Origin of the sequence: Enterococcus sp. AZ020 (genome assembly GCF_050499205.1) — a bacterium.
Taxonomy (GTDB): domain Bacteria; phylum Bacillota; class Bacilli; order Lactobacillales; family Enterococcaceae; genus Enterococcus_L; species Enterococcus_L dunnyi.
Map to the genome: position 1 here is coordinate 289,488 of NZ_JBIPAT010000001.1, position 12,678 is coordinate 302,165.

The 12,678-nt window shown below is 33.9% G+C and carries 12 protein-coding genes; all 12 read right to left on the reverse strand.

The window, feature by feature from the left end; genetic code table 11:
- Positions 1-1,050, reverse strand: coding sequence for an aldose epimerase family protein (locus IGI58_RS01440; protein WP_429954875.1), 1,050 nt, complete (start codon positions 1,048-1,050; stop codon positions 1-3).
- A gap of 242 nt (positions 1,051-1,292) precedes the next feature.
- Positions 1,293-2,045: an ABC transporter permease gene (locus IGI58_RS01445; RefSeq protein WP_429954873.1), complete on the reverse strand. Its 753-nt coding sequence runs from the start codon at positions 2,043-2,045 to the stop codon at positions 1,293-1,295.
- Positions 2,042-2,923, reverse strand: a complete 882-nt coding sequence (locus IGI58_RS01450) for an ABC transporter ATP-binding protein (protein WP_429954871.1) — start codon at positions 2,921-2,923, stop codon at positions 2,042-2,044. Before IGI58_RS01450 ends, IGI58_RS01445 begins: the two co-directional genes overlap by 4 nt.
- A 16-nt stretch (positions 2,924-2,939) precedes the next feature.
- Positions 2,940-4,610, reverse strand: coding sequence for an ABC transporter ATP-binding protein (locus IGI58_RS01455; RefSeq protein WP_429954869.1), 1,671 nt, complete (start codon positions 4,608-4,610; stop codon positions 2,940-2,942).
- 45 nt (positions 4,611-4,655) lie between these two features.
- Positions 4,656-5,885, reverse strand: coding sequence for a radical SAM protein (locus IGI58_RS01460; protein WP_429954867.1), 1,230 nt, complete (start codon positions 5,883-5,885; stop codon positions 4,656-4,658).
- A 1-nt stretch (position 5,886) separates the two neighbouring features.
- Positions 5,887-6,333, reverse strand: coding sequence for a hypothetical protein (locus IGI58_RS01465; protein WP_429954865.1), 447 nt, complete (start codon positions 6,331-6,333; stop codon positions 5,887-5,889).
- Between the two features lie 30 nt (positions 6,334-6,363).
- The gene (locus IGI58_RS01470) at positions 6,364-6,909 is read right to left on the reverse strand and encodes a CPBP family intramembrane glutamic endopeptidase (protein WP_429954863.1); all 546 of its coding nucleotides are present in this window, start codon (positions 6,907-6,909) and stop codon (positions 6,364-6,366) included.
- Positions 6,910-7,385: 476 nt separating this feature from the next.
- Positions 7,386-8,636 carry a sensor histidine kinase gene (locus IGI58_RS01475; RefSeq protein ID WP_429954861.1) on the reverse strand — a complete coding sequence of 417 codons (1,251 nt, stop codon included), beginning with the start codon at positions 8,634-8,636 and terminating at the stop codon, positions 7,386-7,388.
- Positions 8,633-9,364, reverse strand: coding sequence for a LytR/AlgR family response regulator transcription factor (locus tag IGI58_RS01480; RefSeq protein WP_429954859.1), 732 nt, complete (start codon positions 9,362-9,364; stop codon positions 8,633-8,635). Before IGI58_RS01480 ends, IGI58_RS01475 begins: the two co-directional genes overlap by 4 nt.
- A gap of 209 nt (positions 9,365-9,573) precedes the next feature.
- Positions 9,574-9,837, reverse strand: a complete 264-nt coding sequence (locus IGI58_RS01485) for a type B 50S ribosomal protein L31 (protein WP_087641402.1) — start codon at positions 9,835-9,837, stop codon at positions 9,574-9,576.
- Between the two features lie 98 nt (positions 9,838-9,935).
- A complete protein-coding gene (rho, locus tag IGI58_RS01490; protein WP_087641401.1) occupies positions 9,936-11,228 on the reverse strand; it encodes a transcription termination factor Rho in 1,293 nt (430 codons plus the stop codon).
- A complete protein-coding gene (locus tag IGI58_RS01495) occupies positions 11,225-12,505 on the reverse strand; it encodes a UDP-N-acetylglucosamine 1-carboxyvinyltransferase (RefSeq protein ID WP_429954856.1) in 1,281 nt (426 codons plus the stop codon). Before IGI58_RS01495 ends, rho begins: the two co-directional genes overlap by 4 nt.
- Positions 12,506-12,678 lie beyond the last annotated feature (173 nt).

Genomic DNA, 12,678 nt, shown 5'->3' on the forward strand with positions numbered 1-12,678 from the left:
TTATAATGATCTTTTGATTTTGTAGACAGTTCGGCCATGAAATGGACGATCTGGATATAATGAAATATCACCAAAACCCTCAAAAACACCAGCACCAGGGCTCACTTGGGTTTCTAACGCGATTCCGCCATGGCTGACCATCTTAGTCCCTCTCATTTCTGGACTATTTTCACCAAATTGAGCTGTAAAAACAACAACAGCTGGACGATCTGTATACATTTCAATCGATACATCTGATTTAGGCGAAGTGACGATCGCCTGCGGCTTTTCAAAACCTGTTTGATTTAATAGGAATGGGTGATCTAACCCATCAACCATCATATTTTGTTTATAATTCGTCTCAAAAACTTGTTTTATTGCAGTATTGTTTCTAAAATCAAAAGGTGTATCCGTGACATTCCGCAGTTCTCCTGTGACAGAAGTCGCTTCATCTACCACTGCAAAACGATCTGCATCAATAAATAGAGAATGCTCACCAACCGTTTTTGTCACATCGCCTGTCAAATTGAAATACACATGGTTCGTCGGATTATAAATTGTCAGCTGATCTGTTATTGCCTGATAATCAATGATCCACTCATCTTCATTCGTCAAAGAATATATTACCTCTGCTTTTAAATCCCCTGGAAAACCATGCTCTTGATCAGGACTTTCATACGTAAAAATCACTGAAATTCTTTCTTCCGTTTCTTCTGTTCGAGACTCCCAAAGTCGTGATTCAAAGCTTTTGGCTCCTCCGTGAAGGGTATTTCCACTAAGAGGATCGACTGGTAATTGGTATTTCTTATCATTGATTGTAAATTGTCCTTTTTCAATTCTGCCAGCTACTCGTCCAACCGTCGCACCGATGTATAGATCTTTTTCAATATATTCTTTTGCGGAGTCAAACCCCAATACGATATTGCGCTTTTCACCAGACACAGGCACGATCAAATCAACGATTCGTGCACCTAAATTAGATACGCATAACGTAACCCCGTTATTATTAGTAAGCGAATACAAAATTGTTGATTCGCCAAAATCTTTCTGTGTGATGTTCACTACTTCCATTCCTTTCTTTGTTGCGTTATTTTCTTCTTTTATTATAGCCGAAATTCAGTATTTTTGTTATTTTTATTGTATTTTATATTATGTTCCATCATAATTGTCCCTAGTTTTATTCTTCCGAACAATAAAAATAAGCTGAAACAAATCTTCAGCTTATTTTCAACCTCTATTTACTTTTCTTCAATATCCTGAAAAGTTAGAATCTTTTATTAAGAATTTATTTGGAAATTGCCTAATAACAGTATTTACAAATCCTTCTTTCTCATCTGTCTGATTGTCATAATTAGTACTAAAATCGATAACACTATTATTAACACTAGTTGATAAATCATGACAAGGCTTGAATAATCACTGTCGTCTACAAGAGTATAATAGCCTGGTAACCATTTATTGATTGAATCAACATTTGCAATGAACTTTAATCCAACGAAAAGTAACAAAGAAAATATAACTGCCCTAAAAGTGCCAAAGCTTATTGAAAAAAACATTCCTACAGTAATGAACAGGAGTAAAAAAATGCCTCCTGCTGTACTTTGAAGCACCAAATGTAAATGATATCCTTTAAAATCAATAAGTAGTCCTTGCCCATGTTCAGAATTAGCTACAAATATAGTATAAAACAACGTTGATAATACAATATTTAACATGTAGCAAATAATCAGCACTAATGATACAGCAAAAAATTTCCCTATTACTAATTTTTCACGAGATTTCGTTCGAATAATTTCCAGGAGAATTTGTCCTTCATTGATTTCTCCACCTAAAATTGACGCTCCTAAAAAAGAAAATAGCACTAAAGGTATTCCTAACATCATTAATAACGCCCACATACTGGTTGCAAAAGAAATGACATCTAACCTTCCATTGATTAGTATAAATTGCCACTTAAAGTAAATTCCTAATGCATAAATTAAAGAAAAGCTACTTAAAAGAATGATTCCAATAAAAATCCTTCTTTTAAACATTTTAAACATTTCGACTTTAATAATACTATTCATCCTCTATCCCCCTTAAACAAACTGTTTAAGTCTTCACTTTCAATAGATATATTTTCGATTGCTCCACCATTCAAGTAAATTATTTTTAATATTTTATTCAACAAATCAATATCGTCGTTCAAGATCAATACATCTCCATTTAGTGAGGTTTGTTGCTCTAATTCTTGAACCAATTTGCTAGCTGGCGTTTTCAAATGAATTTTTATCTGCTTATTTTCTATCTTAGATACCTTTTGAATCTTCTTATCCTCTATATAAAGATAGCGATCACACATTTGTTCTATTTCTGACAATTGATGTGAAGAAATCAAAATAGTTATGCCATATTTTTCCCGCATCTCAAAAATAGTTTTTTGCAAGTCTTCAACCCCCAAAGGATCTAATCCTACAAATGGTTCGTCCAAAATTAGGAATTTCGGATCTTCCAGCAATGAAAGGGCTAGTCCCAGCCTCTGTTTCATCCCAAAGGAAAAGCCTTTGACCACTTTTTTGTTATTGGGTAAATCCGCAAATGCTAACAACTCGATTATTTTGTCATGTAATTCTTTTTTACTTTTATTAGATTTTTTATACTTGTCGATCACGTACAAGTTGTCATAGGCACTCAAATATTCAAAAAGTTTGCAATCTAGCAAATAGCCAAATTCATCCATCAAATTTGATTTCTTTAAGTAGTCCGAATCTCCTTTAAATGTAATCCGTCCTGCATCAAATGAAGTCAAACCTAAAATCACCTTCATGAGTGTTGTCTTTCCTGAACCATTTCTTCCCAGTAATCCAATAATTTCACCTTGATTGATTTCAAAAGAAACATTATCTAAAATCACTGCTTTACCATATCTTTTATGTAGATGGTCAACCTTTAAAATTGTGCTCATAGTTTTTCTCCTTATGCTAGATAGAATGGCTTAATTCATAAAAGAAGCCTTGCTTGTTGTATAAATCAATATATGTTCCACTTTCGATCACTCTTCCATCTTTTACGCATATAATTTGATCCATTGAACGTAAAAACGATTTTCTAAGATCATGGGTGACAAATATCAAGGTCTTCTCATGATCGAGCAAAAACTTCTCAGTGATTTCTTTTCCAGTTTTGTAATCCAACGCAGAAGTAACTTCATCCATCAAAACAATCGGAGCATTTCTTACGACCGATCTAGCGATTGCTATTCTTTGTTTTTCACCACCAGAAAGTTCTACACCTGTTTCTTTGATAATCGTATTCCCTAATTTTTTACTTTTTTCTTCTAACTCTGAAAAAGAAATCGCATATTCAATGGTCGCGTCTGAATAATTTTGTAATAGTGTAATATTTTTTTCTAATGTTTCACTGAATATAAATGTATCTTGATGAACGAATGCAACATCATATTTAATATGATGTTCACTCTTTACGTCTTTTCCGTTATATAAAATACTTCCTGAATAGTCATCCAGTAGTTGTCCTATAATATTTAGCAGTGTCGTTTTTCCACTGCCACTGTGCCCAACGATGGCGTATTTTTTCCCCTTTTCAAACAGTAAATCTATCGTTTGTAGAATATAATGTGTTTCGTTTACAGAATAGCTAACATCTTTTAGCTCTAAGGAGCAAAAATCATTCGTTGTAATGTCATCACTCTTTACATCATTAGGGTGCTTTTGGACATATCTTTCTAAATTTTCTCTGACTGTCTTACTGCCTGCAATCTCCACAATAGCTCCACCTAATAATTGCAAGGGCTGTATAACCATATTTGTTATCTGTGTTATCGCGACCATTTGACCTAAAGACAATCTCCCCTGAATGACTAAATAACCGCTTACGCAAAAACAAATAATCAGAATTAGATATTGAGTTGATCCTATGATCAAATTGAATCGAGTATTTTGGATCTTCAACATTTGACTATTTGTTTCTAAATCAGTTAACGCAGTCAAATGCTTAGCATTAAAATTTTTTTCTACTCTAAATGATTTGATTACCTCATAACCACCAAAAATCTCTTTCAATTCATTTAAGTAGGTGCTTTTCAGCTTAGAATTGTTCTCAGTTAAGGAATCTATTTTGCGACCAGCTAAGGAAGGTATGATGAATGATAAGACTGCACACAGCAAAATAACGCCTGTAACCAACACACTTACGGACAGTAAATAAGCAAATGCTATTACAATAACAAAGATGTTTTGAACAACTAAAAATAGATTTTCCAAATAATAGTGTTCATAAACTTCCAAATCATATTCAAAAATATTTATCTTCTCTCCCATTGTACTCTTTCCAAATTCAGAAGGTTTTAGCCCAAGTAAATTTTCCATCACTTGATTTTTTGATGTAAGATGGACTTTTTTTAATATTGTTGCCTCTAAAATCGAAGCCATATAATGAAAGAAAAAATTAAACACAATAAAAAGAAAAAAAAGCCAGATAGATAGAGTAAATACACCAAAATCCTTGTTAGTTATTGCATCGATAAAACTCTGAATAATTGGTGCAAATGAAATTTCAATAGTACTTGCAATAAACGAAAGCACTAAAAAGACAATAACAAGTTTTTTCTCTTTTCTTACGATTCTGTTCATTACATACTCCTTAATGACGAAAATATTCCTACATTATCCTATTTTTTAACGAAATGTTTTAGTGGTCTCCTCATAATAGTTATAAAAAAGATTACAATACGGATCTTTTGCTAATATATCTTCATGCTTTAAGTAGGCTCTAGCTCGACATCCTCCACCACATAAGTATTTAAATTGGCATTCTTTACATCCGCCATTCAATTTATCTACCTGTAAGGAAGAAAAAAGTTGTGCCTTTTCAGAAAGTTTACGCATATTCGTAACAGTATCACTTTTTATATTTCCTATACAGAACTCATCGTACATTAGCATATGGCAAGGATAAACATTACCGTCAGTTCCTATAGAAATCATCGTTTTTCCTGCACCACAATAATTCTCTGCTTGAAGCTGTTCTCCACCAATCGATGTATCTTCAATAGCTAAATCTGTATCCAGCATAAAATCACTGATTTTTTGAATATCTTCTGCCTGTGGTAAATAGCTCTTCATTTCTCCTTCGAAACAAGCTGTAAGGATACTAAAACTCATCGTGACACCCAATTTATCTGCAAGCGAAACATATTCACTTAACTTATGCGCATTCAAATGATGAACCGTTGGCAAAATATTTACATTACTTCCAGTTTCTTTTAAATAGTTGATTGTTCGAATAATTTTTTTAAAGATGCCTTCATCTCGTATAAACGAAGGGCAGTCTTCAGCGTATGAATCTACTGAAACCGAAACTGTATCCACGTATCTTGATAGACCAGCAAGTTTTTCCTTATTGTAAATCGTTCCATTCGTAATCAAAACAATATTGGGAAGACCACAGTTGATTTTCGCATATCGAACAATATCCAATAAATCATTTCGTAATAACGGTTCCCCACCAGAAAATACAAGATTCTGGATTCCTGCACTCGCTAATTGTTTTATAGAATGACAAATTTCTTCATAATTCATGTCATCTGCGCTATTTCTTTTATCATCAAATGAATAGCAACCAACACAGTGCAAATTACATTGATTAGTTAAATGAAGATAAGCTGTCATTACTTGTTCTTTCTTCTTTAAGGGTGCATACGAAATGAACTCATTGTCCAAAAGAAAGTCTAAAAAAACTTTCTCTTCCTCCGTCAATAGATCCCTTTCAACAGCTTTTCCTTTTTTTATTTCATTAAAAAATGTAGCTCCTCTCGCGTCAATTCCTGCTACAACCCCATTATCAAAATTGAAAATCATGTTGATTCCTTTGATTTTTGAACTACTTGTATGTGTATTTATGTACATATTATTTCACCAACTTTCTTCTAAATATAAATTGAGCGATTTTTGTAAAAACCAAAACCATCAAAAATACCATGAATACAGAGGATAAATTATTATTGAAACTTACATTGCTAATACTCAAATTTTCTGCATCTCCAACAATATTTTTGGTGTTATTAATAATTTCAGAGACAACCGTTTCACTAATCAGTGTGTTCACGAGCAGATAGAACGCAACTGAATATAAAACAGAAGCAACAAAAATAATATAATTTTCTATTTTTTTTCTTATATTTAATTTATTAACTATAAGTGCAACCGAAATTGAAAAAAGCAATACTGGAACAATAACGATAAAAGCAAATGCAGATAAGAAATTAAAAGAACTAACTGCCATAACAACATAAATCCACAAACCTAAGAAAATGACAGGAGCAATATAAATATTCTTTTCTCTAAGTATGCTCAACACGATCCACTCCTTTTCTTTCTAAAATAATCAGCCTGCAATCAGCAACAAATTATAAAAAGCATGTATAACAGACGTATATAATACAGAGTTTGTTTTTAATCTTACGATTGAAAAAACTACTCCTAGCGGGAAACGATACACTAAATTATCTAATGGATTCTCTCCTACATGTCCAATCACTGCAAAAATAAGTGCACATAATAAGACACTGTAAAAGGTATTCCACGACTCCAATAATTCGTTTAAGATAATGTTTCGGTATAAAAATTCTTCTGAAAATGCTGCAAGAAAATAATGAGCAAGTAGAAAAAGTATTGTAAATTTACCAAATAAATTTGCATTAAGGTTATAGTAAATGATAGAGAAAGCAACGATTAAAATCGATGATATCCATAATTCTTTTTTACTCCATTTAAAAAACACTTTCTCTGTCTTGTTCAAAAACTTTGCCAAAGCAATAGGAATTATTACAAGAGAAATAACTGTAGGTAACGTCATCCTTAATAAGATTCCAGACTTTGTAGGCAAAATATTCATTATTAAGACCAAAGTCAACAATGCCACACCTGACACAACAGATATCCCTACACTAATGAATAGTGTCTGCAGCTTCTTTTCAGTTAGTTTCAACTCTATATTCTTAATTCTGATCACTCCTTTTCAAAAACAACGGTAAAAAAGTTTTTCTCCCTTTTTTACCGTTATCTTTAAGCATCATTTTCTTGTTAAACATCGCTCTTAATTTCTTTAATATAATGACCTACAGATGCACAAAAAATAGCTCCTACTGACACACAGCCAGCTTTTTTCCCTTTTTTAGAAGCAAATAGTAACATAGCTTTCCACCTCCTTTTAAGAACATATTTACCAATGACAAACTTTCTTATCATTTACAATGTAATTGGTATGTCTAGTATATGTGCTATTTAGTCACTTCATACTATTTATGTAGTAATTTGTATGCTTTTATGTATCAAATTGTTGATGAGATAATGAAGTACAAAAAAAAGAGCTTTTGACTATTGATCCTCAATATGTCAAAAACTCTCTTATCCAATTGGCAAAACGATAATCACTTTAAATTCATTTGCTTTCCAAGAAAAATCTGAATATCCTTTTAACCTTTTTACTCGCTCTCTGATACTATTGATTCCTAAACCGTATCTTCCTCTTTTTTTAGAGGATTTTATTAGTTTATTTGAAATATTTAAATCTTTGATATTTGTAGGATTCGTTACTTTGAAGATCAATTTTTTTTCATGATAATAAATACAAATATTTATTTGTAGCTCACTTTCGATTCGGACACATTCTTCAATAGCATTATCCAAAATATTTCCTAAAATCGCACAAATATCTACTACTTTGTCATCAATCGTTAAATCTACTGGAACTTTCAATTCTAATGCAAACTGAACGTTTTGCTTCTTCATCTGACTAATTTTGCTACTTAATATTGTATCTATTGGCCAGCACTCAGTATAAGATACATATGTATCTATTGAACCTGCAGTGATTTCTTTCAACAATAACTTAGCTTCCTCGAGGTTTTCATTATATACATGATAGTTCAGTCCAAGCAATAGATTCTTTAAATCATGTTTAAGTGTACGTAATTCTTGCTGTTTTTTTAAAACATCTTCATAATGCTGATTCTGTGCACCAACTAAAATTTGTTGTTGTAATAGATATGTTTTTTCAGTTAAATAATTATACAAAAAAATGTTCATCATATTGATACCCATCATCGCCAGACTAAAAAAAATCTCTTCCCAGACACTAAAATCAAATGGATACATAAATAGTAAAATAGATAGGAATGGAGCAACTGATAACATTAAATATTCTCTATTTTCCAGCCCTATTTCATTAGAATTTTTAAAATAGTACAAAAATCCAACAATTAATATCGCCAAAATTGTGATCGAACTATATGAAAATATAAATTGAATTAAAACCTCATCTGGATCAGATTTTCCCTGAGATAACACTAATAGCTTATTCTGAAATAAAAATAAGAACACGATATAAAAGTAATGAAACATCTTTTGGACAATTGATCCAAAAAAACAAAAAACGACTAGACATGCAATGATCAAAAAAATCATATATCTAAATTCGATCATTTCGGTTCCATTATTAACCGTAATCTTAGTACTTAACACTGCCAAGATACATAAAAGAAAAAATCGTTTCCTACTAAATTTCAATTCTAAAAAACTAGTTAAATAAACAGCTATATACCACCCTTGAAGACCAACTAAAAAGATTGCTAATAAAAGAAATAGAAAATCACTCATATGCCAATTGACCTTTCAATAAAATGATTATACGCTTCTGAGAATTGTTTTCTCTTTCCTCTGCTGATCGATACACTTTTCCCGTTAATTAGATGGATCAACTGATCCTCAACACTCTTTATACAATTCATGTTGATGATTGTTCCATGGTTGACTTTAACAAAAATCAAAAGATTAAGCGTCTGTTCTAATTCCTTAATTTTTCCATAAAACACAATATCTTGCTCTTCACTAGTCAGTTCAATCCGAATCTGTCTCCCTTTTTCAGAAGAGATCATTATAATTTGGTCATGGCACAGTTGATAATGTCTCCTATTTGATTTAAAAAATAGATAATGATTACCCAAATTGATTTTTTCAATTGCAGAATCCAATAAGAAGTTTATTTTTTGTTTTTCAATTGGTTTTAATAAGTACCTGAACGGAGATACTTCAAAACTGGCCAAACTATATTTATCGTAACTTGTAATATAGTTCAAAAGAACATGTTCATCATGCTCTCTTATTTTTTTCGCTGTTTCTATCCCATTTATTCCTGACATTTCTATATCAAGAAAAATAATTTGATAAACGGTGGTTTGTTGCTTAATGGCTCTCAACAACGATTCTCCTTGTTCATAAATATCAATTTCAAATTCAATATTTTGTTCAGATAAATGAACTTCAATCATTTTCTCTAGCTTTGTACTTTGGAACGCTTCATCATCACATAAAGCAATTTTATACATCTCGTCCCCTCCAATTCAGTACTTTATTCTCGCATATTCATTATAGATAAATGTTAAGTTAACTTTATAAAATGACTTACTTACGTACATTTTAACTGCTTTAGAAATACAAATCAACTTTTGCTGCAACCGAATGATCCACTTAAAACAAAAAAAGCAGATCACATGATAGATGTGATCTGCCAAACATTTTATAATCAATGTTTTTATTACTCTGCAGCGTTTTCGTCTTTGAGACCGTATTTCTTGTTGAAACGGTCCACACGTCCGTCTGCTTGTGTGAATTTTTGACGTCCAGTGTAAAATGGATGAGAGTCAGATGTTACTTCGACACGGATTACTGGGTAAGTATTTCCGTCTTCCCATTCAACTGTTTCTTCAGAGTGCTTAGTAGAACCTGATAAGAATTTAAAACCAGTTGTTGAGTCCATAAATACGACTGGGTGATATTCTGGATGGATATCTTGTTTCATAGTCTTTTCGCTCCTTTGCCCTGATCCATTTGCTGCATCAGAGTTATTTTGTCGGTATACAACAGTACTATAATAGCATGATTCATTCATCGATGCAATTATCTTTTTACATTTCTTTTGCTTTGTTTTCCGAAGGATACATCATGGAAATCTTCAAAGAATTTTTCATTGCTTTTTGTTTTACGTAAAAATTTAACAAATTGCTCTGTATATTCCAGAGAATCGCCTGTCATATGATTACGCAGCTTCCATGTTTCTTCTAGTTGCTCAGAAGACATCAACAGATCTTCTTTACGTGTTCCTGATTTTTTGATATCGATGGCTGGGAAGATACGGCGATCTGCTAAATCACGTGATAGATGCAGTTCCATATTCCCTGTCCCTTTGAACTCTTCATAGATCACATCGTCCATTCGACTTCCGGTATCCACTAAAGCAGTTGCTAAAATCGTTAGACTGCCTCCTTCTTCAATGTTTCTAGCTGCACCAAAAAAACGTTTTGGTCTATAAAAAGAAGAAGGATCGATACCGCCGCTCAATGTTCGTCCACTTGGCGGTACGACTAAATTATAAGCACGAGCCAAACGTGTGATACTGTCCATCAGAATCACAACATCTCGCTTATCTTCAACTAAACGCATCGCACGTTCCAAGACTAGTTCAGAAACCCGCGTATGATTCTGCGGCTGTTGGTCAAATGTTGATGATACGACATCACCTTTGACGCTGCGTTCTAAATCAGTCACTTCTTCCGGACGCTCATCGATCAATAATAAAATTAATTCTACATCAGGGTAATTTTCAGTAATGCCGTTGGCAATTTCTTTTAAAACACTAGTCTTCCCAGCTTTAGGTGGCGCAACGATCAAACCGCGCTGTCCAAAACCTACAGGAGAGAAAATATCGATCATACGAGTTGATAATCTGCCGGGTGTCGTTTCCAATTTGATTTGTCTTTCTGGGTAGAGAGGTGTTAACGCTGGAAAGTGAGGACGCTCTTTAGCTTCTTCCGGATCTTTGCCATTCACACTTTCAACATGCATCAAGCCATAATAACGTTCCGATTCTTTTGGGGGGCGTGCCTTTCCAGCAACCTTATCCCCATTACGTAACCCGAATCGACGGATTTGAGAAGAGGAGATGTAAATATCTTCAGCACTTGGTCCATAATTGATTGGACGTAAGAAACCATACCCATCTTGAGAAACGATATCCAAAATTCCTTCCATAAAGAAGAACCCTTGCTTCTCGGCCTGAGCTCTAATTACTGCTAAAGACAATTCTTTTTTGTTCATTTGGCTGTAATAAGGGATCTTAAATTCCTTCGCATAGGCATAAATGTCCTTTAGTGTGCTATTTTCAAGTTCCGCCATCGTTAAATAGTCACTCATTTAGTCACCTCGATTTCTTCTTCTGTTTCGATCATTTGGATATCAGCACCTAAGGCTGTTAATTTTTCAATGATATGATCATAGCCTCGTAAAATGTATTCAACATTGTAAATCGTGGTCGTACCTTCTGCCATCAGTCCAGCAGTCACTAAACAAGCACCTGCACGTAAATCAGAAGCGACTACTTCAGCACCATGCAATTTAGCAGGGCCATTGATGACGATCATATTGCCTTCGATCGATGCATCCGCACCCATTCGTACTAATTCAGGAATATGTTTTGTCCGTTGCGTATAAATACTGTCGATCACTTCGCCTGTTCCTTTAGCTTTTAACATCAACGGCGTGATCGGCTGTTGAAGATCTGTCGCAAATCCAGGATATGGATACGTTTTGATCGTTGTCATTTTTAAATCGTGGGAAGGATGAACGATGATCTTGTCCTCTTCGATCGTCATTTTCACACCCATTTCTTGTAATTTTGCAATAAAGCTTTCTAGGTGTTCATAAATGACATTACGAACCGTTACACCTTCACCCATTGCAGCAGCTAAAGCCAAATAGGTCCCTGCTTCGATACGATCCGGAATAATCGAATGGCGGCAGCCGTGCAGCTGTTCCACACCTTCGATACGGATAATATCTGTGCCTGCTCCACGGATATTGGCTCCCATATTGTTCAACAAGGTAGCGACATCGATGATCTCAGGTTCACGAGCAGCATTTTCGATGATCGTTTTCCCTTTTGCCTTGACAGCGGCCAGCATAACATTGATCGTTGCGCCGATCGACACCATATCCATGAAGATCCTCGTTCCATGAAGACCATCCTCTGTTCTTAGATACATCGCTCCGTGTTCATTTGTCACAGTTGCTCCTAGAGATTCAAATCCTTTGATGTGAAGGTCGATTGGACGGGGACCTAAATAACAGCCTCCTGGTAAACCAACTACTCCTTCACCAAATTTTCCCAGCAATGACCCCATAAAGTAATAAGATGCACGAAGACTATTGATTTTTCCTTTCGGCATCGGTACTGAGACGATCTCCGTTGGATCGATCACTAATGTATTATTTTCAAATGTTGTTTTAGCACCCATAATTTCTAAAATTTCAATTAATGAATGGACATCCTGAATATCTGGTACCCCATCCAATGTGACTGGTGAATCCGCTAAAATAGCTGCTGGAATCAACGCCACTGCACTGTTTTTTGCCCCACTGATACAAACTTCTCCCGTTAACGGGCGGTTCCCATTGATTACAATTTTTTTCATTTATCTTCTCACCTATCTATGTAAAACAAATAGTTTTATTTTTTGTGATATACCCAAACTATTCTAACACATCAGAAGATAATAAAAAAGCCAACACGTATTCTCTTTCTTATTTTTCTCATGTTTTAGGCGTTTTCGCTCAAAAAAAGAAACGTATTATAAACTTTTAGAAA